Annotated in this window: 22 protein-coding genes and 1 tRNA gene; 16 read left to right on the forward strand and 7 right to left on the reverse strand. The window is 54.0% G+C overall.

Annotated features, from left to right (window positions below; all coding sequences use genetic code 11):
* Window positions 1-513: 513 nt before the first annotated feature.
* The 3 genes from rnhA to M9H61_RS15540 all read left to right on the forward strand — a co-directional run bounded on the left by rnhA (window position 514) and on the right by M9H61_RS15540 (window position 2,615).
* Window positions 514-972, forward strand: a complete 459-nt coding sequence (gene rnhA, locus M9H61_RS15530; RefSeq protein WP_250281520.1) for a ribonuclease HI — start codon at window positions 514-516, stop codon at window positions 970-972.
* Window positions 973-992: 20 nt separating this feature from the next.
* The gene (locus tag M9H61_RS15535; protein ID WP_250281523.1) at window positions 993-1,388 is read left to right on the forward strand and encodes a Rha family transcriptional regulator; all 396 of its coding nucleotides are present in this window, start codon (window positions 993-995) and stop codon (window positions 1,386-1,388) included.
* 663 nt (window positions 1,389-2,051) lie between these two features.
* Window positions 2,052-2,615 (forward strand): recombinase family protein, encoded by a 564-nt coding sequence (locus M9H61_RS15540; protein WP_250281525.1) that lies wholly within the window; start codon window positions 2,052-2,054, stop codon window positions 2,613-2,615.
* A 115-nt stretch (window positions 2,616-2,730) separates the two neighbouring features.
* On the opposite strand, the gene M9H61_RS15545 is transcribed toward M9H61_RS15540, so the two are convergent.
* The 3 genes from M9H61_RS15545 to M9H61_RS15555 all read right to left on the reverse strand — a co-directional run bounded on the left by M9H61_RS15545 (window position 2,731) and on the right by M9H61_RS15555 (window position 5,725).
* Window positions 2,731-3,831, reverse strand: coding sequence for a UvrD-helicase domain-containing protein (locus M9H61_RS15545; RefSeq protein ID WP_250281526.1), 1,101 nt, complete (start codon window positions 3,829-3,831; stop codon window positions 2,731-2,733).
* Window positions 3,818-5,419, reverse strand: a complete 1,602-nt coding sequence (locus tag M9H61_RS15550) for an ATP-dependent endonuclease (RefSeq protein WP_250281529.1) — start codon at window positions 5,417-5,419, stop codon at window positions 3,818-3,820. The genes M9H61_RS15545 and M9H61_RS15550 overlap by 14 nt, the downstream gene beginning before the upstream one ends.
* A 216-nt stretch (window positions 5,420-5,635) precedes the next feature.
* Window positions 5,636-5,725, reverse strand: a tRNA-Ser gene (locus tag M9H61_RS15555).
* A gap of 351 nt (window positions 5,726-6,076) precedes the next feature.
* Between M9H61_RS15555 and M9H61_RS15560 the strand changes: the two genes are divergently transcribed.
* The 3 genes from M9H61_RS15560 (at window position 6,077) to M9H61_RS15570 (ending at window position 8,927) form a co-directional block, all read left to right on the forward strand.
* Complete coding sequence (locus M9H61_RS15560) at window positions 6,077-6,382, forward strand: hypothetical protein (RefSeq protein WP_101248224.1); 306 nt, start codon at window positions 6,077-6,079, stop codon at window positions 6,380-6,382.
* A 196-nt stretch (window positions 6,383-6,578) separates the two neighbouring features.
* A complete protein-coding gene (locus tag M9H61_RS15565) occupies window positions 6,579-7,562 on the forward strand; it encodes an NADPH:quinone oxidoreductase family protein (RefSeq protein WP_250281531.1) in 984 nt (327 codons plus the stop codon).
* An 87-nt stretch (window positions 7,563-7,649) separates the two neighbouring features.
* Window positions 7,650-8,927 carry a bifunctional 2-polyprenyl-6-hydroxyphenol methylase/3-demethylubiquinol 3-O-methyltransferase UbiG gene (locus M9H61_RS15570; protein ID WP_206926636.1) on the forward strand — a complete coding sequence of 426 codons (1,278 nt, stop codon included), beginning with the start codon at window positions 7,650-7,652 and terminating at the stop codon, window positions 8,925-8,927.
* A gap of 274 nt (window positions 8,928-9,201) precedes the next feature.
* Here M9H61_RS15570 and M9H61_RS15575 read toward each other — a convergent pair whose 3' ends face one another.
* Complete coding sequence (locus tag M9H61_RS15575; RefSeq protein WP_101248221.1) at window positions 9,202-9,408, reverse strand: DUF1127 domain-containing protein; 207 nt, start codon at window positions 9,406-9,408, stop codon at window positions 9,202-9,204.
* A gap of 166 nt (window positions 9,409-9,574) precedes the next feature.
* Between M9H61_RS15575 and M9H61_RS15580 the strand changes: the two genes are divergently transcribed.
* The 7 genes from M9H61_RS15580 to M9H61_RS15610 all read left to right on the forward strand — a co-directional run bounded on the left by M9H61_RS15580 (window position 9,575) and on the right by M9H61_RS15610 (window position 18,520).
* Window positions 9,575-10,501, forward strand: coding sequence for a LysR substrate-binding domain-containing protein (locus M9H61_RS15580; protein ID WP_101248220.1), 927 nt, complete (start codon window positions 9,575-9,577; stop codon window positions 10,499-10,501).
* 168 nt (window positions 10,502-10,669) lie between these two features.
* On the forward strand, window positions 10,670-12,622 hold the full coding sequence (locus M9H61_RS15585) for an extracellular solute-binding protein (protein WP_250281533.1): 1,953 nt from the start codon (window positions 10,670-10,672) through the stop codon (window positions 12,620-12,622).
* A gap of 3 nt (window positions 12,623-12,625) precedes the next feature.
* Complete coding sequence (locus M9H61_RS15590; RefSeq protein WP_101248219.1) at window positions 12,626-13,735, forward strand: microcin C ABC transporter permease YejB; 1,110 nt, start codon at window positions 12,626-12,628, stop codon at window positions 13,733-13,735.
* A gap of 2 nt (window positions 13,736-13,737) precedes the next feature.
* Window positions 13,738-14,769: an ABC transporter permease gene (locus M9H61_RS15595; protein WP_101248218.1), complete on the forward strand. Its 1,032-nt coding sequence runs from the start codon at window positions 13,738-13,740 to the stop codon at window positions 14,767-14,769.
* A gap of 12 nt (window positions 14,770-14,781) precedes the next feature.
* Window positions 14,782-16,416 carry an ABC transporter ATP-binding protein gene (locus M9H61_RS15600; RefSeq protein WP_250281535.1) on the forward strand — a complete coding sequence of 545 codons (1,635 nt, stop codon included), beginning with the start codon at window positions 14,782-14,784 and terminating at the stop codon, window positions 16,414-16,416.
* Window positions 16,417-16,551: 135 nt separating this feature from the next.
* A complete protein-coding gene (locus tag M9H61_RS15605; protein WP_250281537.1) occupies window positions 16,552-17,181 on the forward strand; it encodes a hypothetical protein in 630 nt (209 codons plus the stop codon).
* A 667-nt stretch (window positions 17,182-17,848) separates the two neighbouring features.
* Window positions 17,849-18,520 (forward strand): LysE family translocator, encoded by a 672-nt coding sequence (locus M9H61_RS15610; protein WP_101248216.1) that lies wholly within the window; start codon window positions 17,849-17,851, stop codon window positions 18,518-18,520.
* A 320-nt stretch (window positions 18,521-18,840) separates the two neighbouring features.
* On the opposite strand, the gene M9H61_RS15615 is transcribed toward M9H61_RS15610, so the two are convergent.
* The 3 genes from M9H61_RS15615 to M9H61_RS15625 all read right to left on the reverse strand — a co-directional run bounded on the left by M9H61_RS15615 (window position 18,841) and on the right by M9H61_RS15625 (window position 22,291).
* A complete protein-coding gene (locus M9H61_RS15615; RefSeq protein ID WP_101248215.1) occupies window positions 18,841-19,188 on the reverse strand; it encodes a MarR family transcriptional regulator in 348 nt (115 codons plus the stop codon).
* Window positions 19,189-19,428: 240 nt separating this feature from the next.
* Window positions 19,429-20,829: a M17 family metallopeptidase gene (locus M9H61_RS15620; protein ID WP_250281539.1), complete on the reverse strand. Its 1,401-nt coding sequence runs from the start codon at window positions 20,827-20,829 to the stop codon at window positions 19,429-19,431.
* Between the two features lie 478 nt (window positions 20,830-21,307).
* Window positions 21,308-22,291 (reverse strand): alpha/beta hydrolase, encoded by a 984-nt coding sequence (locus M9H61_RS15625; protein ID WP_250281541.1) that lies wholly within the window; start codon window positions 22,289-22,291, stop codon window positions 21,308-21,310.
* 189 nt (window positions 22,292-22,480) lie between these two features.
* Here M9H61_RS15625 and M9H61_RS15630 point away from each other — a divergent pair, with 189 nt between their 5' ends.
* The 3 genes from M9H61_RS15630 to M9H61_RS15640 all read left to right on the forward strand — a co-directional run bounded on the left by M9H61_RS15630 (window position 22,481) and on the right by M9H61_RS15640 (window position 24,142).
* Window positions 22,481-23,140, forward strand: a complete 660-nt coding sequence (locus M9H61_RS15630; RefSeq protein WP_250281543.1) for a glutathione S-transferase family protein — start codon at window positions 22,481-22,483, stop codon at window positions 23,138-23,140.
* A gap of 3 nt (window positions 23,141-23,143) precedes the next feature.
* A complete protein-coding gene (locus M9H61_RS15635; protein ID WP_250281545.1) occupies window positions 23,144-23,779 on the forward strand; it encodes a uracil-DNA glycosylase family protein in 636 nt (211 codons plus the stop codon).
* Window positions 23,780-23,851: 72 nt separating this feature from the next.
* Entirely contained in the window at window positions 23,852-24,142 is a 291-nt protein-coding gene (locus M9H61_RS15640; RefSeq protein WP_250281546.1) for a 4a-hydroxytetrahydrobiopterin dehydratase, read from the forward strand.
* Window positions 24,143-24,146 lie beyond the last annotated feature (4 nt).

A 24,146-nucleotide genomic window follows, 5' to 3' on the forward strand; every position in this document is an offset into this window, starting at 1 on the left:
GTAACCATTTTCAACAGTGAAGGTTTGTTGGCATGACAGATTAATGGTTGTCGGTGCCGTACCGCCATAGGAGTTAGTGTATATTTGGTTCCCGATGACTGTTGACTGATATGTAGGCTGCGTTCCCGGAATAGTCATGCTGCCTTGGCTTGAATAGGTCAAATACTTGGTATTGCCAGATATATAGTGGCTGCTAGGCGGGCCCCAAGATTCAATCAAACTCTGCTCTGAGCTGCCGACCCATGAGTTAAGTATTTCCTCGTACTGCGATGCGGTCATACATCCAGACAATGACAAGATTCCAGCACCGGCGAATACCATCATTAACAACTGCCGCATTTTCCAAGCTCCCCACACTTAAACAACCTCCATGATTTCTCGCTTATTTTGGTTCCCAATGAAACACTCTCGCTAGGGTAGTCATTGTTATCCATTGGCATTGTTTCTGCTGCTGCCTCACGTAATTGGGTTGCACTATGTGACGAACCACAATCCTCGAAAGGAACGCAGAAGATGGCAAAGAGTCAGAAACAACCAATCGCAATCCACACAGACGGCGCGTGCATCGGAAACCCTGGCCCCGGTGGTTGGGCAGCTCAGATAAGCCAAGGCAAGCGTGTGAAAGTTTTCAAAGGCGGTCAAGCCGAGGCAACCAACAATCAGATGGAGTTGTTGGCAGCAATCAAGGCGCTGGAAGCCTTGAAGCGGCCCCTAGCAGTTACCGTGTTTACTGACAGCGAATACGTTCAGAAGGGAATTAGCGGGTGGATTGAGAATTGGAAGGCGAATGGCTGGCGGACTTCAGGAAGAAAGCCAGTAAAGAATGTTGAGCTTTGGAAGCGTCTTGACTCTCTTTGCCAAATCCATGATGTCGCATGGCGATGGGTCAAGGGTCATGCTGGAAACAAGGGCAATGAGCGTGTTGATAAGCTTGCTTACCTTGAAGCAAAGCGCTTCATGGAGGCAGCGTAGGTCGGGCATATAGCTCGGCCTTGTCCCCGTGTGAACTGATCACCACCCCTATCGTCACCATCAAGAACAACGAAGTGTTCGCCAATAGTCGAGACGTTGCGGCTTACTTTGGGAAAAAGCATTTCAATGTCTTACAGGATATCGACAAGACGATAGGTGCCTTGGAATCTCAAGCCTCCCCCTCAGACCTGTTTCAAGAGGGTTCCTATTATAGTCCAGCCAATGAACGTCTTCATCGTTGTTATGACATGACCAAGGATGGCTTCACGCTGCTGGCCATGAGTTACACCGGGAAGAAAGCCATGCAGTTCAAACTCCGGTACATGGCAGAGTTCAATCGCATGGAGGCACAGCTCAAAGCTCAAGCCCCGGCGCTTCCAGACTTCTCAAACCCCGCAGAGGCTGCTCGTGTATAACGTCAATTGAGAATATCCGCAGGAGTCCAAAATCAGGCGCTGGAGAGTCTCTGGCGCTCTGCTGGCTGGGATAGGTGCTGACATGAGCAGTTGCTCTGTACGACTCAAAAATGCCCCTTATCGTCGACCTGAATTAGGTTGCACTAATTGAGGGATGCCAAGACCAATAACATAAAGATATCATAGAGATAGCTCTGGATATTATCTTCTTAATGGTAAAAATCTTAATAGATGTTTCATAGAGATATAACTCAATGGAAGCCTGATGAAGAACTCTATGCTGGTCATAATGATCTACCATCAGGGTGACATTGAGGACCAAAGACGCCTCCCTATTGACCTAGAATATTTTGGTTAAAAATTTTTGAGAGGGTATTGATGTATGAAGACCCTGCACTCTTTCCCCCCTTACCCCGTCAAAGCAGGCCCTAGATAGGGGCTTTGGTGGTTTCTCTGAGCGTTGATTTATTTCGACGTCTTTCCTTCATAGTCATGGCTTTACTCAAGCTCTGCGCGTTCGAGTGTCTTGTTTAATCATGGTCATACAGGACGTCTCATGTCATAGCGTTAGTGTGTCTCTTTTATATTGTTAATTGACTTATGAGACATTCTCTGCCAGACGTCTTAGACGTAAATAGGACACATTGGTGGGAGAGGTACGCTATGCTAATCGGCTATGCTCGTGCATCAACGCTAGACCAGAAGGCCAGCATGGAGGCTCAGGTCAGGGAGCTTAATGCTCTTAGCTGTGAGAAGATATTCACTGAGCAGGTTTCATCTGTCGACTTGAAGGCAAGGGAGCAGCTTGCATCGGCGCTAGACTTCATGCGCGAAGGCGACACGTTGGTTGTTACCAAGCTTGACCGTCTTGCTCGCTCCACCGCTCACTTGCTGGAGTTGATGGAAATTATCGAAGGTAAGGGTGCAGCGCTGCGCATCATTGATCTGAGCATCGACACCGCGACAGCAACAGGCCGAATGATGCTTACAGTTGTTTCTGCCATAGCCCAGTTCGAACGCGAGATCATGCTTGAGCGACAGCGTGAGGGTATCGAGAAAGCAAGGCGCGAAGGCAAGTACAAGGGCAGGCCTTCGGAGATTGACCCCACCGCGATCAAGCGCATGCTTGGTGAGGGCAAGGGGGCGACGATCATTGCCAAGGAACTCGGTATTGCCAGGTCTTCTGTATACAGGGTCATGCAGGCAATCAAAGGCTCAGTAGCTTGACCGGCGTTGAGTGAAGCCGAAAATTTGCTTGAGTTAGAATGTAAGACTGATCAGTTCTTTTTATATTTTACGATTTTGAAATGTTATATTTTGGGCGTCTGTTTGCTGGGGTGTATCAATGTTTTTCATCTTCATACATTATGGGCAAGATACACTCTTGGAGCTTGTCAGGGATAACGTATGCAGCACTGTGTCGTGAGCGTGTTGCTGCAACGTAAACTTTCGCAAGGCTTCCCCTAATGTGTTCAAGGTTACCGTCGCATAAGTATTTCTGGAGAGGGCCGTGCGGATATACCAGAGTCCGGTTAAACGTCTGGCCTTTTGCCTCGCCAAAGTTAATTGAGTCTGTTGGGGCTTGCTTGCTTTTTCTGTCATATCTCAACGGTTGTGGGGCATAAGTTTCACAGTAGCGAGCTACATCGCTCAGACGAACGGCGAAGACCCCATCATGACCCGTGTTGGTTTCATTGCGTGAGTTCGCCGGTGGAAATAGTTCGCGCTCGTTTGCATACAAGCGATCTGCAAAATCGCAGATGTCTTGGTTGCAACGATAGCTGTGTGTTTGGCGGGCTATTTCACACAGACCTGCTTCTTCCCACTCAGCAAACTTGTTAACGATATTTCGCCCTGCGTACGCTGGGTGTCGGTTGCTGTTGTTGGTCGAATATGTGGCCTGACGTGGGTCTCCCACTAGTGTTACGTTAAAGTCTGTCCTGAAGAATGCTTCTATCAGGTCAAGGTCATATCCTTGTAAGTCCTGACATTCATCAATCATCACATGATCGAAGCACTTTGCTAACCGTTCCATTGGGAGAAGGTTTGTGTGTCGATTAAGTTTGACAGAAAATTTTGACACTTTGTCTGAATAAATACAGCCTGCTCTGCTGAAGTAATGTTCTCCCAAATTGGCTTCTCGACTGCGAGGCGCCGACCTGCCTTGAACGAATACCATTTCAGATATGCGGTGTGGATACAGCGCTCTGCTGTATGGGCGAACACAGTGTTCCAGCAAAAAAGAGAACCAAGTGTAAATGGTCAAATTTGGTAACGGGGTTCCAGCTAGCTCGTATTGCTTGGACACGAGTTCTGCAGCGTTTGCTTTGGTGTATGTTACAATTGCAATTCGATTTTCTGGGTTGTCGATTGCATGCTGGATTAGCGATGTGCTTTTCCCAGAGCCTGCGGTGGCGACGATTACGGAGTTAGCGAACGGCATTTAGTATGTACTCCGGTATCTCAATCGTCTCGTCGCTGTCGAAGATTCTGAGAGCAGCCTCTGTTTTGTTTTTTAACATCCAATCACGTGCGGCGTCTTTATCCTGAAACTCCTTGCCAAGGGCTCTGTTCAAAACCTCTAGGGTGTTTATTGCGCAAATCTGTGGCTCTAAGGTGTTCAGGTGGGCCTCTGGTGGGAAATGAACATGGATGTTGGGGGATTTCATAAAGTCTGCGTAGAGGGCTGCAACGCGAGCAGGGTCGCCGTCGTTGTCTGTTATAACGTGTGTTTCTGATTCCATTAGTTGGGCTATCTCCATAAACCTTTTGAAGGCAAGGCTTCGGACAGAGATGATTTCAACTCCGCGGTCTGCTGGAAGCGCATCGTGAACTTGGAAATAAGCTTTTTGAATGATCAGCTCGTCAGATGGACCTTCAACCAAGATTGTCTTTGTGGCTAAGATTATCCGCAGCGTGTCTTGTCCCGGCAGTTTGCGAAAATAGTTCTCTGTACTGGGACTTAGGTTCTCCAGTGAGCTGTGATTTGCTCTGTTGAACATGATCGTATTGTCTACGCCAAGTTTGTTCAGGACAAAACTACTGTGTGTGGAGATAATAAATTGTCGACCGTTTGCGCGTTCCCGAAGCTGGCTTAGAAGCGTGTGAAGGCGCGTGTGTGATAGGTGGTTCTCAGGCTCTTCGATTAAAATGACACCGGTTGCATTGGCTGCTTCTACCGCAAGGCGAATCTTGATGTTGCTTTGCTCTCCCTTGCCAATAAGGCTGATTGGAATGCCTTCAATGTGCGGCTGAACCGTGTTCTCCCAGCTAGCTTTTGAGGTTGTATCAAGGCCAACTGTTAAAGACTTGTTTCCGAGTAAGTGTCGTCTGTTACGCTCTAACTGCTCGTTTACTTCAAGGACCTCGTCTTGAGCTAAAAACTTGTCTTTGAGTTCACGATAAGAGAGAGACAAGCTAACCCGTTGTTGATCGGATAACTGATCTTCGACGAGCTCCAGTAGATACTTGTTCGCATGATGTGTGTTTGAAATCTCACTAGGGTCAATTAGTGCGCATCGAACAGGTGGTAGATTTTGGTTGACTTGCTTGTCACTGAATGTCCAACGCTCTACCTTGTACAGCTCGACTGGAATCGAAGTGAGTTTATCTGGCTCACGAATAAAATCGCGGTATTCCGCTGCGAAGTTCTCTTCATCGAGTGAAATGCGTAATCTGAGGCCTGCGCTGTTTGTTCCTTTGCTATTAGCTATTCCCTCGAGGTGCTGGAGGTCTGGCGGGCAACCAGTGAAGTAAGTTTCAATCAGTATCTCGGGTGGTCGCGGATTGTTTCCGGCCCGCAGTTGCTCCAAGTAGTCCGCAACTGTGTCAACGTTGAACAAGAATGGATGAAGCTCATAGCGGATGGGTCTTCGATTGAGTTGACCGCGCAAACAGAGGTTAATCGCTTCTAAAAGTGACGACTTGCCTGTTTCATTGTCCCCAACGATTAGATTAAAGCCGTCTTGGAGTTGCATATCCAGATTTCGGATTGCTCGATAATTCTGAATGACAATACGTTCAATGTGCATTGCATTTCCATTCTGCCAATATCTTAGAGGTTGTAGTCTTGCAGATGGTCGTATTAGTGTCACGTATTAGAATAAGCGGAAGGAAGAAGATTCGATCTGGCCGCTTTGCGTTCTGCTGAACCCAATCAAAGCGTTGGTGGAAAACGTTGGTGGAATATCTTTCGGACTACGCTTCAAGCGATTGTTTTTGCTGAATTTTTTGGCTTGAAAAGTCAGTGGCAGAGAGGAGGGGATTCGAACCCCTGAGGGGCTTACACCCCAACACGCTTTCCAGGCGTGCGCCTTAAACCACTCGGCCACCTCTCCACATGCGATCTTGTATATATCGCGAAAGCGGGCGGACATTAGCCGACCCGACCTTGCTTGACAAGGCCCAATAAGCCTCTTTTTTCACTTTCATGAAATCAGCGGGATTTCATCGGTCAAACAGGGTGCCAAAGCCCGGTTTAACCGGCTGAAACCCTTGATAAACCGTGGCTTGGCGTGATCTTTACTTCTTCTTGATGCTTGATCCGTAAGGTTTCACGTTAGGATTTCCGATCGCTATGTCTTTGCACGCGCTTTTCCTGCCCCTTTACCTTGGCAGGGCAGAGCCGTTAGGGTGCGATCAGGGTTCGCTAATATAAGCCGCCCGTGACGGGTAGTCTGGAGAAGATAATGTGGGTTCTAAGGGCCTTGGGATGGATTTTACTGTTTGCCAGCATCGCGGTGCTGGTCGACGATTCCATTACCGCACTTCAAACAGGCAGTTTTCGACTGGTTGCCGCCGGTGAGCTTTGGTATCGACTGGATGCCGGAAGCCTGAACCTGTTGCAGTCTTTCATCCAGCGTTATGTGTCCTCCTGGGCATGGGACACGCTTTTTGTCCCGGTCTTGCTGGCACCGGCCCTTGTGGTTTTGCTTGTGCCGTCACTGGTTCTGCTGGTGCTGACCCGCAAGCGCAAGCGTCAGCGCATTTTCTGATTGTTCCTTGTGCCGGTTCCGGCCTGTCTTTTTCCTTTCTGATTTCCAATCTGATCTGCTTTCCGATCCGGTCTGACCCGGTCTGATCCGGCCGTCATGCTGCTGATCGGGTGTGTTTAGTCGAATGTCGGCTTGTCTGGGGCGGGCTTGGTCGGCAAACTCGTATCACTTGGACAGATGATCGCAGGGGACGGGTATGAAGGCGTGGATTTGCAAGGCATTTGGCGAAACACCGGCACTGGTTGACTGGGCTGATCCCCAACCCGGTCCGGATCAGGTGGTGATTGATATTGCCGCCTGTGGCGTGAATTTCGCCGACACCCTGATCTTGCAAGGCAAATATCAAAAGCGCCCTGATGGTCCCTTTTCCCCCGGCTTTGAAGTCAGTGGCACTGTTCATGCGGTCGGCGAAAATGTCGATGATATTCAAATTGGTGACCGGGTGATGGCGATGCCCGACTGGGGCGGATTTGCCCAAAAGGTGGTTGTTCCGGCATCCGGTGTTGTTGCCTTGCCCGACGGGGTTGATATGGATGGCGCAGCGGCCTTTCAGATCGCATATGGCACAAGCTGGTTCGGGTTGAAATATCGCGCCGGTGTGGTGGCTGGTGACATCGTTCTGGTGCACGGGGCGGCTGGCGGTGTCGGGCTGACGGCGGTGGAATGTGCCAAGCTTTTGGGGGCAACGGTCATTGCCACGGCCGGCGGGGCTGACAAATGCCGGATCGCGCGCGATCACGGGGCCGATTACACCATTGATTACAAGGTCGAAAATATCCGCGACCGGGTACGCGAAATTGCCACCGGCCTTGGCAGGTCAGCCGGGGTTGATGTGGTTTATGATCCGGTGGGCGGGGATGTGTTTGATCAAAGCCTGCGCTGTGTTGCGCCGGGCGCGCGGATATTGCTGATCGGCTTTGCCAGCGGCACCGTGCCGCAAATCCCGGCCAATATTCTTCTGGTCAAAAACGTTGCCGCGATCGGATTTTATTTCGGCGCCTATCTGGCACAAAATCCCGATATCGCCCGACAGGGCATGGGCGAGCTTCTTGATCTGCTGCGCGATGGCCGGATCACGCCGATGATTTCAGCAACCTATCCCCTGGATGACGCGATGGTCGCCCTTGATGCCATCCGCAATCGCACCGCGACCGGCAAACTTGTGATCCGGATGGATTGAGTTGTCATGAACTGCTGGATTTTATTAATTAATTCGTTGGTATAGGATGTTTCCGTCCCAATCACTTCTCTGCTGGAAAACTCGGTAATGCCCGACAACAAAAAAAGTGCCGATGCTGTGCAATCGTCTGAAAAGACACGCGACCAGTACGAGACATATCCCTATCCGGCCCGCAATCCCGAGGATGAGGATAAAAGACTTGTCACCGGATCGCCGGGCAACTGGGACGAAGTGGTGCATTTCGTTTTTGGCGGGCGTGATCCGTCCGCACAAACCAAAAGCGGCAAGATCAAAATTCTGGTCGCCGGGGGTGGGACGGGCGATGCGCTCGTCATGCTGGCCCAGCAGGCCCGCGACCGCAAGGCCAAGGCCGATATCGTCTATATCGACCTGTCCGAAAGTTCCCGCGAGATCGCCGAAGCCCGTATCAAGCGCCGCAATCTTGAAAAGAACGTGACCTTTGTCACCGGTTCGTTCGTTGATCTGGCATCCGAATACGGGCCGTTTGATTACATTGACTGTTGCGGGGTGCTGCATCATCTGCCTGATCCCGATGCGGGATTGCGCGCGCTTTCTGATGCGCTCAAACCCAATGGTGGCATGGGGTTGATGGTTTATGGCGAACTGGGTCGCCAGGGCGTCTATCACATGCAGGAAATGATGGAACGCCTCAATGCCGAGGCCGGCGGGGCGCGCCGCCTTAATTTCGGCAAGGCGCTGTTCAATTCCCTGCCCGGGACCAACTGGCTCAAGCGCAATCCGTTTGTCGGCGATCATATTCATGGCGGCGATGCCGGGTTTTATGACCTGCTTTTGCATCAGCAGGATCGGGCCTATCGCGTCGATGAAGTGTTTGATTTCGTTGAAAAGGCCGGTCTGCGCCTGCAAAGCTTTATCGAACCGATGCGTTATGACCCGACCACCTATTGTTCGCGCCATGATGTTCTGGAAAAGGCGGTTCATGTGCCGTTCCGTGAACGGGCCGCGCTGGCCGAACTGATGGCGGGCAATATTACCAAGCACATCTTTTATGTGGTAAAGGCCAAGAACAAGACCAAACCACCGGTCCCGGCCGAAGACGCCATTCCGTTCTTTACCCGGGTTGATGGTGCGGCCCTTGCCCGGTCGGTGGCCAAGTCGGGCAATATCAAGATCACCTTTACCGGTCTGTCCGTTACCCGCACCATGCCCGCCGCATCACCGGCCATCCTGTCGCGGATTGATGGTAAACGCAGCATTCGTGAAATTTACGAAATGTTCGATCCGAAACCGGAAAAATTTGAATTTAATGCGCAGTTTGCCGTGATGTATTCGGTTTTGAATGCCGCAAACCTGATGTATTTGCGCCAGCCGGCAAAGAAATAGCGACTTTTAACAGACGGGAATCACGCAAAAGAAATGCCGGTCACCAGGGGAAGTGACCGGCAATCTCATACGCATGTGCCAACGGGGGGATGCTGGCATCTGCGTTCAGGGAGAAGAAGAATGCCAAACCTTATTTAAGGCTCGGGATCTTCAATATGCTCAAAAGAGCATCAAGCACCTGCAGGGGGAATGAAAGGGACCCCTGCAAGCGAAACATCGGGGCAGACATGATACATACTCTGTTGTGCGCAATAGCGCGGGTTTTGTCCGGAAATCAGGCTTTCCAGAACGGTTTTGCAGCTTCGCGACGGGCGTCATAGACGTTCCAGCCGATATCGCGCAGCATACGGGCATCCATCAGGCCAAGTCTCTTGCGCAGATCGTGGCGTTTGTACCATTCGCGCGGCAGATCCATCAGGCTGACGGTGTTATGGGGGCGGGTTGCAACAAATGCGCCTGCATCTTTGGTGATCGCGACCATGATTCTCATCCTTGTAATCTGAGGCCTGCTCTCAATACATCAGCGGCCCGGCATCTGTGATGCGTGTGTCTCGTTTCGATAAACCCAGAGTTACGCCGAAAAACACTTGCGCTCAAACCATCTTTTGTCATCATGGCATGAGTTTTAGTCATGCAAAGTCATCGCGATGAAACGCCGTCCATTGCCATTAAATGCGCTTCGTGCCTTTGAAGTAGCCGGTCGTCTTGAAAGTTTCACCAAAGCGTCACATGAGCTTAACGTGACCCAAGGTGCCGTGAGCCGACAGGTGCAGCATCTTGAAGAAGTTTTGGGCCGTAAACTTTTTGAGCGACAGCACAGAAGTCTCAAGCTCACCCGCGCGGGGCGTAATCTTCTGGTTGGGTTGACCCCGGCCTTTGATGCGATCGAACATGCGGTGGCCCGGGTCGAAGACCGTGCTGATGACACCCAGCTTTCGGTTCTGGCGCCGCTGACCTTTTCCATGCGCTGGATCGTGCCACGACTTGGCCGCTTTCAGATGGAGCATCCCGATCTTCAGGTGCAACTGGGCACCTATAATGATGACAAGGCCCCGGTCGATTTCAACGAGGTCGATATCGCCGTGCGTTTCGCCGATACCCAGGATGAACAGCTTGTGCATGAATTTCTGACCGGGGAACGGTTATTGCCGGTCTGTCATCCCGATCTTGCCAAAAAGCTCAAAACCCCCGAAGACCTTGCCGGGGTGACGCTTTTGCATTGCTCGGCCCAGCGCGAAGACTGGCGCATCTGGCTGAGCGGTACGGGGATCAAGGGCGTTGATGCCGATCGCGGCCCGGTCTTTGCCACCCTTGATATGGCGATGGAGGCCGCGGCAAGTGGTTTTGGCGTGGTGATCTCCGATCCGGCGATGATTGGGGAATATGTCGTGACCAATCGTCTGACCGTGCCTTTTGATCTGCCGGTCGACAGTCCCTACGCCTATTCGCTTTGTTATCCCGAAGGTCGGCTTGAACGGCGCAAGGTCCGGGCGTTCCGCAACTGGTTGATGGGTGAAATCAAAATTGAAACCGAACGGCGAAAACTGGCGCAAAAGGCACCGGGGCCGTCATGATGCCTTGAAATTGAACCATTTTATTCTTCATTATGATCCGCAGATAAAAGACCGCAGCCGGGCGATGACCGTGTATCGAATATTATGTCCGGGAAACCCGGCCTGCTGCGTCCCAATTCGTGACAAGACTCGCAACCAGTTTGCATCAGGGGAAAGACGATAAGTCACATGATCGCGTATGTCGCCAATATGAAACTGTCGGGCAAGCAACTTGTGCGCAAGGCGGTGTCATCCGCATGTCTTGCGCTTGGTGTGACGGTTTTCGCATCGCTATTGCCCGTCACCGCCCCCCGGGCACAGGACAGTGACAAACCGGTGATCAAGCCGGCCCCGACCGTCGCCGTCGAAGAAGCCGAACTTGCCCCCCTGACCACTACATCCCATGGCATATCGCTTTATGGTGATCTGAAATACGGCCCGGATTTCACCCATTTCGATTATGTTAATCCCGACGCGCCCAAGGGCGGAACCCTGATCCAGTCATCGATTGTCGCCTTTGACACCCTCAACCCCTTCACGCTCAAGGGGACATCGGCCGCCGGGCTTGGTCTGATCTATGACAGCCTTATGGTCGCCAGTTCCGATGAACCCTATGCGATGTATGGCCTGATTGCGCGCAGCATCGAAGTCCCCGATGACCGGTCCTTTGCCATCTTCCATCTGGACCCGCGCGCCCGTTTTCAGGACGGATCGGAAATCACCGCCGAAGATGTGGTGTTTTCCTATGAAGTGCTGGTCGAAAAAGGAAGTCCGGTCTACCGGCAATATTTCTCCCAGATCGAAGGGGCCGAAGCGATTGACGATCTGACCGTCAAATTCACCTTCAAGCCCGGCAATAACCGCGAAACGCCAATGACGGCGGCGGGCATTTCGATCATGCCCAAGAAATTCTGGGACGGTAAGGATTTCTCGAAAACCACCTTTGAAATCCCGGTCGGCAGCGGCGCCTATCGCATTGCCAGCATCGAGGCGGGCCGACGCATCACCTATGAACGGGTCAAGGATTACTGGGCCGAAGATCTGCCGGTCAATCGCGGCCAGAACAATTTCGATATCATCCGTTACGACACCTATCTCGATCCGGAAGTCCAGCGCCAGGCATTCCTTGCCGGCGAATATATGGTGCGCTCCGAACATTCGTCGCGCGACTGGAGCACGGCCTACAACACCCCGGCAGTTGAACGCGGCGACATTCAAAAAGAATTCCTGCCCGATAACCTTCCGGTGGGCATGCAGGCCTATGTGATGAATAACCGTCTGCCGCTTTTTGCCGATTGGCGGGTGCGCAAGGCGTTGCAATACGGCTTTGATTTCCAGTGGCTCAACCGTGCTATGTTCTATGGGGCCTATAAGCGCACGGACAGCTATTTCGTGAATTCCGAATTGGCGTCAAGCGGCATTCCAACCGGCGATGAGCTGGCCTTGCTTGAACCCTATCGCGATCAATTACCGCCGGAACTGTTTACCCAGCCTTTCAGGCTGCCGAATTTTGACGAACCCGATGGCCGTCGCAAGGCGCTTAGGGAATCCATGACCCTTCTGAACGAAGCGGGTTGGGAACTGCGCGACAAGATTCTGGTCAATAAGGAAACCGGCGAACCGTTCCGCTTCGAGCTGATCATTCGCCAGCCCGGACTGGAAAAAATCGCGCTGGTCTTCAAGGCCCGCCTCAAACAGCTTGGCGTTGAGATGGACATCCGCCTGATCGATACCGGCCAGTGGGTCAACCGTATTCAGGCCTTTGATTTTGACGTTACAACCTTCTGGTGGACGCAGGCCCTGACCCCGGGCAATGAACAGCGCGTCTTCTGGTCAAGCGAGGCCGCCGACCAACCCGGCAGCCGCAATTTTGCCGGCATCAAAAACCCGGTCGTCGATGCGATGGTCGATAAGGTCGCAACCGCTGACAGCTGGCACGAACTGGTCACCGCGACCCATGCGCTCGATCGGGTGTTGCTGTGGGGCTATTACGTGATCCCGCAATATTACCTTGGCGGGGACAGGCTGGCCTGGTGGAACATCTTTGGTCGGCCCGATACCGTCCCGCTGAAGGGCGAGTCGGTCATGCGCTGGTGGATTGATCCGCAAAAAGCCGCAAAACTGCCGATGGGGGGGAACTAGACCATGCTGAACTATATCCTGCGGCGTCTTCTTCTGATCCCGGTCACGCTGTTTGGCATCATGTTGCTGAACTTCGTGATTATCCAGTTCGCACCTGGCGGCCCGGTCGAACAGGTCATCGCCCAACTTCAGGGCACCGACGTTTCATCGACCGCGCGCATCACCAATCAGGGGGGCGACAGCGGTGGGTCATCCTCATCCGGGGCAGGGAACAATTTCTCCTCGACCTCCAGCTACCGCGGTGCTCAGGGGCTTGATCCCGAAATCATCAAACAGCTCGAAGTCCAGTTCGGTTTTGACAAACCGGCCCATGAACGGTTCTGGATGATGATGAAGAACTATCTGACCTTCGATTTCGGCCAAAGCTATTTTCAGGATCGCGATGTTGTCGATATCGTGCTCGATAAAATGCCGGTGTCGATATCACTCGGGCTTTGGTCGACCTTGATCATCTATATCATTTCCGTGCCGCTTGGCGTTGCCAAGGCGGTGCGTGACGGATCAAGTTTCGATATCTGGACATCGGCGGCCATCATTGTCGGCTATGCCATTCCGGGTTTCCTGTTTGCGGTGATGCTGATTGTCGTCTTTGCCGGGGGGACCTATTTCGACTGGTTCCCGTTGCGCGGTTTGACGTCATCGAACTTTGATGAATTGTCGCTTCTGGGCAAGATCGGCGATTATTTCTGGCATCTGACGCTGCCGATCATTGCCCTGACCATCGGGGGCTTTACGACCCTGACCATGCTGACCAAAAACTCGTTCCTTGATGAAATCAACAAGCAATATGTCGTCACCGCGCGGGCCAAGGGCCTGACAGAACGGCGTGTGCTGTATGGTCACGTCTTTCGCAATGCCATGTTGCTGGTCATTGCCGGTTTCCCGAGTGCCCTGGTCGGGTTGCTGTTTACCGGATCGGTCCTGATCGAAGTGATCTTCTCGCTCGACGGGTTGGGCCTGCTTGGCTTTAACGCCGTGATGACGCGTGACTATCCGGTGATGTTTGCGACCCTGTATTTCTTCACGCTGTTCGGGTTGGTGCTGAACCTGATCAGCGACCTGAGTTATCATTTCGTCGATCCGCGCATCGACTTTGAAGCGCGGGAGAATTGATCATGACATTGATGGCCCTCTCTCCACTTAACAAACGTCGTCTTGCGAATTTCAAGGCCAACAAGCGCGGCTACTGGTCGCTTGTGATCTTTACGATCCTGTTTGTGATCTGCCTGTTTGCCGAACTGCTTGCCAATGATAAGCCGATCTTCGTCAAATATGACGATAACTGGTATATGCCGATCTTCTCCGACCATCCGGAAACCACCTATGGCGGGGATTTCGATGTCGAGACCGATTTCTATGATCCCTATATTCAGGGCAAGATCGACCATCACGGCTTTGCCATCTGGCCGCTGATCCCGTTTTCCTATTCGACCATCGATTTCGAAATGCGTGAACCGCAACCCGCACCGCCATCTTCGCGCCACTTGCTGGGCACCGATGAATTGGGGCGCGATGTTCTTGCGCGGCTGATTTACGGTTTTCGGATTTCGATCCTGTTTGGCCTGGCGCTGACCGCGGTCAGTTCGGTCATCGGGATCGCCGCCGGCGCGGTGCAGGGCTATTTTGGCGGCTGGGTCGATCTTGGGTTCCAGCGTGTGATCGAAATCTGGTCGGGCCTGCCTCAGCTGTTCATCCTGATCATCCTGGCCAGCCTGTTTGCACCGGGCTTCTGGACGCTTTTGTTCATCCTTGTACTGTTTAGCTGGATGAGTTTGACCGGACTTGTCCGTGCCGAATTCCTGCGGGCGCGCAACTTTGAATATGTTCGCGCGGCCAAGGCACTTGGCATGACCGATTACCGGATCATGTATCGCCATGTCCTGCCCAACGCCATGGTGGCGACCATTACCTTCCTGCCCTTTGTGCTTAACGGGTCGATTGTCGCGCTGACGTCACTCGACTTCCTGTCGCTGGGCATGCCGCCGGGATCGCCGTCGCTGGGTGAATTGCTGTCACAGGGCAAAAACAACCTGCAGGCACCCTGGCTTGGCATGACGGCCTTCTTTGCGATTGCCATCATGCTCAGTCTTCTGATTTTCATCGGCGAAGCAGTCCGCGACGCCTTTGATCCGCGCAAGACATTTTAGGGGACCTGAACCATGACAGATCAATCCGTCCATCAGCCGCTCCTTGATGTCAGCAACCTTTCGGTCAATTTCGGCAATGTGCAGGCCGTCAAGGGCGTGTCCTTTTCCATGGCGCGCGGCGAAACCATGGCACTGGTCGGCGAAAGCGGATCGGGTAAATCGGTAACCGCGCTTTCGATCCTGCAATTGCTGCCTTATCCGCGTGCCAGCCACCCGTCCGGCTCCATCACCTTTGACGGGCATGAACTGGTCGGGGCCGACAAGCGGACCCTGCGCGAAATCCGGGGCAACCGGATTTCGATGATCTTTCAGGAGCCGATGACATCTCTTAATCCGCTCCATAACATCGAAAAGCAGATCGGCGAGGTGCTGTTGCTCCATAAGGGATTGCGCGGTGCAAAGGCGCGTGCGCGCATTCTCGAACTGCTTGATCTGGTGGGCATTCCCGATCCGAAATCACGGCTCAAGGCCCTTCCGCATGAACTTTCCGGCGGTCAGCGCCAGCGCGTTATGATCGCCATGGCGCTTGCCAATGAACCGGAACTGCTGATTGCCGATGAACCGACCACGGCCCTGGACGTTACCATTCAGGCCCAGATCCTTGAACTGCTTCAGGATTTGCAAAACAAGCTTGGCATGGCGCTGTTGCTGATTACCCATGATCTGCAAATCGTGCAGAAAATGGCCAAAAGCATCTGTGTCATGAAGGATGGTGAAATTGTCGAACGCGGGGTCGGGCACAGCCTGTTTGACAATCCCAAGCATCCCTATACCAAAAAGCTGCTTTCGGCGGTGCCAAGCGGTTCGGCACCACCCTTGCCCGAAAATGCCGCCGATCTTCTGGAAACCAGCAACATTCACGTGCGGTTCCCGATTGGGCGCAAGGGTATTCTGGGGCGTCCGGAACGCTATCTTGATGCGGTCGATCAGATATCCCTGACCCTTAAACAGGGTGAAACACTTGGCATTGTCGGGGAAAGCGGATCGGGCAAGACCACCCTTGCCATGGCGATCCTGCGTCTTTTGAAATCGGATGGCGATATCCGGTTTGGCGGACAGGATATCCGCAAATATGCCGGTGCGGATTTGCGCAAATTGCGCCGTGACATGCAGGTGGTGTTTCAGGACCCGTTCGGATCGCTCAGCCCGCGCATGTCGATTGCCCAGATCGTTGGCGAGGGGCTTGAAATTCACGAGCCCGATCTGACAATTGCCGAACGCGAAGCCCGCATTGCCGAAGCCCTGCAAGAAGTCGATCTGCCGCAAAATGCGATGGATCGTTATCCCCATGAATTCTCCGGCGGACAGCGCCAGCGCATTTCGATTGCACGCGCATTGGTCCTAAAACCGCGTTTCATCGTACTTGATGAACCGACATCGGCACTTGATATGTCAGTACAGGCCCAGATTGTCGAATTGCTGCGGGACCTGCAGGCGCGCCACAAAATGGCTTATCTGTTTATCAGCCATGATTTGCGCGTGGTTCGCGCCCTGTCACACCGTGTGATGGTCATGCAAGGCGGCAAACTGGTCGAAAGCGGGGCGGCGGCGGATGTGTTTGATCATCCGCAAAAGCCCTATACCAAGGCATTGTTGGCCGCGGCACTCGATCTTAAGGCTGCCGGGGCAGAATTTGTCAGTAAGTGATCGCGACATTTCGCCATCAGACATGTTACAACAGTGTCAGAAAAGGGAATGATAACAGGGTGGTAAGTCATCATGCTTGCGCGCAGGAGCAACCGGTCAAACGTTAATCGCCTATGGGATACGGCCTTTTGGGCAATGATATCCCTTGCGCTGTTTGCGTTTGTTTCCCTGTCGGGCCCGGCACTTGCCAGCAGTGAAAAGACCGACGCCAAGGAATCCGAAGAACCGGCCAATGCCGAACCGGAAATCCCCGAAACCGTGATTGTACCCGATCCGGTTTCATTGACGGTTTTGCTGCCCAAAAGCGGTGCGATCCGTCAGATCGTTTTCCATATCTGGCTGGAAGCCCAAAGCAGGGAAGCCGTGCCGCTGATCGAACATAACCTGCCAAAGATCATCAATGGCTTCCTCGTTGATCTGCAACGCCTGATGTATCGCGATACCAAGCAACGGTTTGAAACCCGTCCGGCCGGCAAGCGGTCCTTCAAATATAGCGGCCCGGCATTGCTGCCCCCGCCGCCACCCAAAACCGAAGAAGAACTTGCCGCCGAGGCCGACGCAATCGAAGCCGCCAAGGAAAAGGGCGAGGAAATCGTTCCCGAGCCGCCCTTCAGCCCGTTTGCGCCGGTCACCAACCGCTATTTCGCAGCCCTTCAGAACAAGCTTCTGCGTACCGGGCAAAGCTTCCTGCCGCCCGATACCCTGCGTTCGGTGCAGGTCCGGATGTTCTATGATCACTGGCCGGGGGACGCCCAAAAACGCTAGGCGGGGGCTGTCCTGTGATGTGCCTGCCTTGCCCGTCACCGCCATCAAAGGGGTTGAGGCAACGCCCCGGCCTGTTTCATCTCGCCTGCCAGATACGTGTCTCTGCCGCCGGTGTGCCCCGATCCTGATCACTGATGCTGTGGGATGGAATAAGGCACGGCTCGTACCTGCATGATGCTCATCTGGTTGCGACGTTACGCCATTACCCTTGATCGCAATCCGCCCCGACTGTGACTGCGTGTCGACCTGTGCCGGGCGGCGCCGGCATTACTGTGTCGGCCGACTTCCCCGCATACCGGAACAGGAAGCGGTCGATCATCGTGTAACCGTGATTTGCAAAACATCGCCCATATGCCTCCCTCCACCGTCCCGTCCACCGTCCCGTTCATCGTCCAATTTCCGCCTCCCGCCTCCCGCTTCAGGCCTCAGGCCTCAGGCCTTAAAGCTTCCCCCTCTTCCTCCTTCACGACTTTCCAGGACGCCTCAAGCACCCCGCATTGGCCCTTCGCGGTATTTCCGAGGAAGACCCCGGAGGTGTCTGTCGCAGCGCATGTTGTCCGCCACATCTGACGTGCGCCGACGGACGCATGGGGCGATTGCGTAGGATGCAATTGTGTGACCGGCCCGCTGTGCTATTCCGGTGCAAGCAATTTAGCGGAGCCCCACCATGTCGTTCGAAATCTGGCTGAGTTTTACTGTCCTTGTCTTTCTGATGGTCCTGACACCGGGCCCCAGCATTCTGATCGGCATGTCTCACGCCTTGCGCTATGGCGCGCGTCCGACCCTGATGACCGCCCTTGGGGATGTCAGTGCCAACATGATCCAGATGGTGATTGCGGCTGTCGGGTTGGGGGCGGTTCTTGCAACATCGGCAGCCGCCTTTGCGGTGGTGAAATGGTGCGGTGTTGCCTTCCTGCTGGTCATCGGTTTGATGTCATTCTTTCGCAAGTCTCCGAAAAACAAGGACCAAACCGGTATCGAAATAAAAAATACCGGTGTCTATGAGCCGGTCAGTCGGCGCAAGCTGTTCCGCGAAGGCTTCCTTGTTGCCGCTGGCAATCCCAAGGCAATTGCCTTTTTCGGGGCATTGTTCCCGCAATTTGTCGACCCGACGGCACCGCTTGCACCACAATTGCTGATCCTGGGGGCAACCTTTGTGGTTCTTGATTACACTTTCGTAATGATTTATGCGATGGGGGCTGCGCGGATCATGCCCTGGCTGATCAGACGCGGCGGCACAAATGTCATTGCGCGTGTTTCTGGTGGCATTTTGATCATCGCAGCCGGGCTTTTATCGCTGATCGAGATGCCCGAAAGTGTCGCGGGCACCCGTCACTGATCATTGGCAGTGTGATCTGTGTGTGCGGGCATTTGCGATGTGCGGGATGAGTTCCGCCTGACCGATCTGCCGTCAACAATCTGTTATCATTGATAAAAACGCGCCGCGTCAATATCACGTAAATGGACGTCATACAAACCGACTGGTCTGTATATAGCGCGGTTTCGCCATATCAGATGATGCGTATGTAAAATGGGGAAGGGATCTTGTCCTAAATGCCGGTTCTTGGTTCCGGCGACCCCGAATGTCATTCATGATCTAGCATGATCGGGGTTTTTGATCGACGATCTGGCGGTGTTTTACCGGCCAGTGTGATCAGGTCATTCGGTTTCCTTGCCCGCCGAAACGATGATATCACCAAATTCACGCAGGAAAACCGATCCCTTGACGGTCCGCTGGATCAGGACAGAACGGCGATCTTCTTCGTCGACCTTGCGTTTGACCATGCCAAGCGAACTCAGGCGGTCAAGAGCACGGGTAATTGCGGGTTTGGAGATGTTCAGTGCTTCTGACAGGCCGCGCACCGTATGTGGCGCCGGGGTCAGGTAAACATTAAGCAACAAGGCCATTTGCCGGGCAGAAAGATCGGGTGAATCCCGACGCACACTTTCTACAATCGCGATACGCCAAAGGTCGAGCGCCTGAGACGGTTTGATCTCGATCGACATGCTTGTGCCTAACAATTAATTTGTTACGAATACGTAATCTGTCTACCTGACGGTTGCGCATATGTCAAAGGTCTTATTGGGAAATATGCAGGCCGATGCTTTTTTGCTCTGGGTTGAAACGGTCGCGCAGCCATCCGTTTTCGGGCTGTAAGCCAGGGATCACAAAGCATGAAGGTAATATGCCCGTGATCCCTGATCCGTGCGGTGGCAACAATCGTTGCCGATGGTTTTTATGATTGTTTACTTACCGAAACGATCTTCGATCAGCTTGAAAGCAGCGCGAATTCCCTGGGCTTCGCCACCGGTCGGGCGGCCCGGACGGTCGGTCGGGTTCCAGGCCATCAGATCAATATGCGCCCAGCTTTTTGCGCCTTCGGCAAAGCGGTCCAGGAACAGGGCGGCAATGATCGCCCCGCCAAACGGTGATCCGGAAATATTGTTCATGTCGGCGGCCTTGCTATCAAGCTGGCTGCGGTAATCATCCCACAGCGGCAGACGCCACAACGGATCATTCAGCGCCAACCCGTTTTCCATAAGCCCGTTGGCCAGATCATCATCATTGGAAAACAGTGCCGGCAGGCCAAGACCAAGTGCAACGCGCGCCGCCCCGGTCAGGGTGGCAAAATCAAGCAGCATTTCCGGATCTTCTGCCGCGGCAAGGGTCAGTGCATCGGACAGGACAAGACGGCCTTCGGCGTCGGTATTGCCGACCTCGACCGTGATGCCCTTGCGGGTTTGCAAAATGTCACTCGGGCGATAGGCGCGACCCGAAACCATGTTTTCGACTGCCGGGATCAGAACGCGCAAACGCACCGGAAGCTTGGCCGCCATGATCATTCGCGCAAGGCCAAGAACCTGTGCCGAGCCCCCCATATCCTTTTTCATTAAAAGCATGTTGCTGGACGGCTTAAGGTCATAGCCACCGGTGTCAAAGCACACGCCCTTGCCAACCAGGGTGATTTTCGGCGCATTCTCATCGCCCCAGACAAGATCAATCAGGCGCGGTTCGCGGTCGCTGCCATGACCGACCGTGTGAATGGCCGGGAAGTTCTGTTTCAAAAGCTCTTCACCGACAATCGCGCTGACCTTGGCGCCGAACTCATCGCCCAGTGTCCGTGCTGCGGTTTCAAGTTCGGCCGGGCCCATGTCATTGGCCGGAACATTGATCAGATCACGGGCAAGCCCGATGCCACGTGCAACATTTTCCGCGCGCTTGGTGGCGTCATTGTCGTGCAGGGCGATTTTGGCGCGTTTGTCCTTTTTGCCGTCATCCTTGCGATACCGGTCAAAGCGATATCCGCCAAGATAAAGACCAAGGGCTGCCTTTTCATAAAGGGCGGCATTGTCTGAAATGCTGGCCGAAAGGCCATAAACACCTTCGGGAAGACTGGCCGGAAGCCCGGCAAAATCCCAGATTGCCTTGGCATCATCGACATAACCGATCAGGACCGATCCAAACGCCCCGTTGGTACCGGGCAGGGCAAGCTGCGTACCGCGCTTTGCCTCATAGCCGTTTGCCGCCACCCAGGCCTTGGTGGTTTCGGACTGATCCGAAAGCCAGCTTTGGAAATCGCCCTCGGCAATCGGGGTGATGGTGATCGGGTTTGTGGAATGATCGCGTGCGATAATGTGGTCGAACAATTTCAGACTTCCCTGCTGGTGACATGCGACGGGTGATGGCTGACAGATTTGCGGGCACGGCCCGGCTGTCAGAACAAGATATGTGTCGCGATCTTAAGGCTGCCACCGTCACAGGGCAATTCCAGAAAACAAAACCCCGCCCGCATTGGACCCATCAGGTCCGTCAGGTCCATCAGGCCCATCGGTCATATCGGGCGCGGGGGTGCGGCGATGAAAATCATGGTTGCCTGCACAAAGTGAACCTTCGGCGGTTGGGCGGTCACGGCGTAATGCCACAATGCCGTAATGCGGCCACGCTGCAACACCGGAATACGGCCCCGCGGTCATGCAGCCCCCAGTCCACCGGCATCCGCCACGCCTCTCGCGCCCGCCGCGCGGCTGAGCTTCTCACGCCTCTCGAGCTCCCCGCGCTTTTCACACCGGTTGAGCTTCTGGCGTCCGATGCACCTCTCGCGCCGCTTGCGCTTGCCGATGCCTGTTACGGGGCCTCGCGCGGGGTCATGGCCATTTCGATTGCCCGATACATCGTGATGGGCTTGGCGGTATGGTGATTGGTGCGATCAAGCACCGAGAAATCCAGATCGATCTTGGTACTGCCATCACGCGCGATCAGGGCCGCCAATGCGCGGGCATTATCGACCATGGCATTGATCTTTTTCCATTTAAGGCGCCGTTCCTGATGATCAGAGGGAAGGCGCATCTTGTCCCATGCTGTCAGGTCCGACTCATCGGCCCCGACCGTGATCATGACCGGGACTGGCCGGGCCGGTGCAAAATCGGGATTGGCAATCAGATCGCGGATTTCGTCAAACCGTTGCGGCCAGTTAAACCAAAGCGACGGGCTGACCGCGACATAGGCGTCGAACGCATCGGGCCGGGTGGCAAGCGTGTGCAACACCATCATCCCGCCCAGTGAATGCCCAAACAGGGTTTCGCGATCCGGATCAATGGCATATTGCGCGGCGATGAACGGTTTGAATTCCGTCATCACCGCATCAAGGTAAATATCCCCGCCGCCCAGTTTCGGCCATTCAAGCATATTGGGCCGTTCATGAAGCTCATAGGTTTCGGCAAACGGGGTGAAATCATACATGCGCTGGTCATTGCTGTGCGCGCCGGGCATTTCGGCAAAGGCAACAATCATCGGGGCGCTGAGTTTGTATCGTGCGCCAAGAACACCGGCCTGTGCGGCAAATTCGGCAAAGGCCGTGATCGATGTTTCGCCGTCAAAGCTGTAAATCACCGGAAACCCGGCTTTGGGCGCATCATGATCGGGTTTCCAGACCAGAAGCCGCATGTCACGGCCCAAAAGATCCGAATGCACCACATGTTCATAAATCACCTCGGTCGGGGCCATGATGGTTGGTGCTTTGGGCTGGTCATCGGCAATTGCCGTACTTGCATGGACAACACCAAACAGCGACGCGGCGGCAAAGACAAATCGACGAAGTGATACCGGCATAAAGCCCCCTGAACCAGATGATGCATGCGGGGCAAACTGAAATAATGCCGCCTCTGATCTTTACGACGTCCGGGGCATCAAAAACGGTAAATCAAATTCCCGAGATGGGCTTGAACCCGAAATCCAAACACCCGATAGTTCCGGTGTCCCGGCCACGGGATCATCGTCCCCGAACAGAAAGAAACCATCATGGAAACGCGCCCCGTTCTTTATATAGGCAACAAGAATTACTCATCCTGGTCGCTGCGCGCATGGCTTGGCCTCAAAGTGGCCGGGATCGATTTCGAAGAACGGCTGGTGCCGCTGCGAACCGATGAATGGGCGGCAAAGGCCCCGGTCTTTTCGCCGACGGCCAAAGTCCCGGCATTTTATGATGGCACCAAAACCATCTGGGAGGCCCTGGGCATTCTTGAATATATCGCCGATAGCCGCCCGGACACCCTGCTATGGCCGCTTGATATCGATGTGCGCGCGATTGCGCGGGCGGTGTCGCTTGAAATGCATGGCGGGTTTTCTGCCCTTCGCACCCATATGCCGATGAATTGCCGTCAAAGCCTGCCGGGACTGGGCCGGGCAGATGGCGTGGACAAGGACATCGCCCGCATCGCCGGGATTTTCAAAATGTGCCGCACGCAATATGGGCAGGGTGGGGATTTCCTGTTTGGCGATTTTTCGATTGCCGATGCGATGTATGCCCCGGTGATAACACGGTTCAAAACCTATGGCGTCGATCTTGACCCGGTTGGCAATGCCTATATGCAGGCGATCTTTGATCTGCCTGCGATGAAGGAATGGTACGCCGATGCCGCCGCCGAGGAATGGGTGATCCAAGAGTCCGAGGTCAAATAACCCATGCCCGGTCTGCGTGGTGATTTACCTGAAATTGACCCGCCGGGCGGGGATCGGGCACTTGATGCGCTGTTGTCCGATGTGCGCGCATGTCGCATCTGTGCCGAAGCATTACCGCTGGGGCCGCGTCCGGTGGTGCGCATGGCAAAGGGGGCCCGTATTCTGATCATCGGGCAGGCCCCGGGCACCCGGGTTCATGAAACCGGTCTGCCCTGGAATGATGCATCGGGGGATCGGTTGCGTGACTGGCTTGATCTGTCGGTCGATGATTTTTATGACCCGGCAAAGCTTGCGATCATGCCGATGGGCTTTTGTTATCCCGGCCGGTTTGAGCGCGGCGGGGATTTGCCACCGCGGCCCGAATGTGCACCGGCCTGGCATCGTGCCTTGCTTGATCATATGCCTGATATCGAATTGACCCTGCTGATCGGGCAATATGCGCAAGGCTACTATCTGGGGCGACGGCGGGCCAAAACCATGACCGAAACCGTGCATCGCTTTGCCGATTATCTGCCCGACAATCTGTTGCCGATGCCACATCCAAGCTGGCGCAACACTGCCTGGATGAAAAAGAACCCGTGGTTCGAAGCCGATCTTTTGCCGGTCTTGCGTGACCGTGTGCATCACCTGTTGGGTTAGATGGTCTTTTATGGTCTGATACCGCAACGTTTTACCGGTCACCATGCCGGAAAACAGTCAGGAGGCAACGATATGAAAAAACTTGAAAAATCCGCCATCGAAACGGCGCTGAAATCCCTTAAGGACTGGCAGCTTGCCAAAGACGGGCTGTCAATCGAACGGACCTTCAAATTTGGCGATTTCAATGCGGCCTTCGGTTTCATGACCCGGGTCGCCCTGATGGCTGACAAGATGGATCACCATCCCGAATGGTTCAATGTCTATAACAAGGTCGCGGTAACCCTGACCACCCATGATGCCGGCGGTGTCACGCAAAAGGACATTGATCTGGCAAGTTTCTGTGACAAGGCATCGGGCCAATAGGCCG

Origin of the sequence: Thalassospira sp. GO-4, assembly GCF_023588965.1 — a bacterium.
Lineage (GTDB): Bacteria > Pseudomonadota > Alphaproteobacteria > Rhodospirillales > Thalassospiraceae > Thalassospira > Thalassospira povalilytica.

Coding starts and splice junctions, on each gene's coding strand:
- rnhA (WP_250281520.1), top strand. CDS start 514: ATGGCAAAGAGTCAGAAACAACCAATCGCAATCCACACAGACGGCGCG.
- M9H61_RS15540 (WP_250281525.1), top strand. CDS start 2,052: ATGCTAATCGGCTATGCTCGTGCATCAACGCTAGACCAGAAGGCCAGC.
- M9H61_RS15545 (WP_250281526.1), bottom strand. CDS start 3,831: ATGCCGTTCGCTAACTCCGTAATCGTCGCCACCGCAGGCTCTGGGAAA.
- M9H61_RS15550 (WP_250281529.1), bottom strand. CDS start 5,419: ATGCACATTGAACGTATTGTCATTCAGAATTATCGAGCAATCCGAAAT.
- M9H61_RS15560 (WP_101248224.1), top strand. CDS start 6,077: ATGTGGGTTCTAAGGGCCTTGGGATGGATTTTACTGTTTGCCAGCATC.
- M9H61_RS15565 (WP_250281531.1), top strand. CDS start 6,579: ATGAAGGCGTGGATTTGCAAGGCATTTGGCGAAACACCGGCACTGGTT.
- M9H61_RS15570 (WP_206926636.1), top strand. CDS start 7,650: ATGCCCGACAACAAAAAAAGTGCCGATGCTGTGCAATCGTCTGAAAAG.
- M9H61_RS15575 (WP_101248221.1), bottom strand. CDS start 9,408: ATGGTCGCGATCACCAAAGATGCAGGCGCATTTGTTGCAACCCGCCCC.
- M9H61_RS15580 (WP_101248220.1), top strand. CDS start 9,575: ATGAAACGCCGTCCATTGCCATTAAATGCGCTTCGTGCCTTTGAAGTA.
- M9H61_RS15585 (WP_250281533.1), top strand. CDS start 10,670: ATGATCGCGTATGTCGCCAATATGAAACTGTCGGGCAAGCAACTTGTG.
- M9H61_RS15590 (WP_101248219.1), top strand. CDS start 12,626: ATGCTGAACTATATCCTGCGGCGTCTTCTTCTGATCCCGGTCACGCTG.
- M9H61_RS15595 (WP_101248218.1), top strand. CDS start 13,738: ATGACATTGATGGCCCTCTCTCCACTTAACAAACGTCGTCTTGCGAAT.
- M9H61_RS15600 (WP_250281535.1), top strand. CDS start 14,782: ATGACAGATCAATCCGTCCATCAGCCGCTCCTTGATGTCAGCAACCTT.
- M9H61_RS15605 (WP_250281537.1), top strand. CDS start 16,552: ATGATATCCCTTGCGCTGTTTGCGTTTGTTTCCCTGTCGGGCCCGGCA.
- M9H61_RS15610 (WP_101248216.1), top strand. CDS start 17,849: ATGTCGTTCGAAATCTGGCTGAGTTTTACTGTCCTTGTCTTTCTGATG.
- M9H61_RS15615 (WP_101248215.1), bottom strand. CDS start 19,188: ATGTCGATCGAGATCAAACCGTCTCAGGCGCTCGACCTTTGGCGTATC.
- M9H61_RS15625 (WP_250281541.1), bottom strand. CDS start 22,291: ATGCCGGTATCACTTCGTCGATTTGTCTTTGCCGCCGCGTCGCTGTTT.
- M9H61_RS15630 (WP_250281543.1), top strand. CDS start 22,481: ATGGAAACGCGCCCCGTTCTTTATATAGGCAACAAGAATTACTCATCC.
- M9H61_RS15635 (WP_250281545.1), top strand. CDS start 23,144: ATGCCCGGTCTGCGTGGTGATTTACCTGAAATTGACCCGCCGGGCGGG.
- M9H61_RS15640 (WP_250281546.1), top strand. CDS start 23,852: ATGAAAAAACTTGAAAAATCCGCCATCGAAACGGCGCTGAAATCCCTT.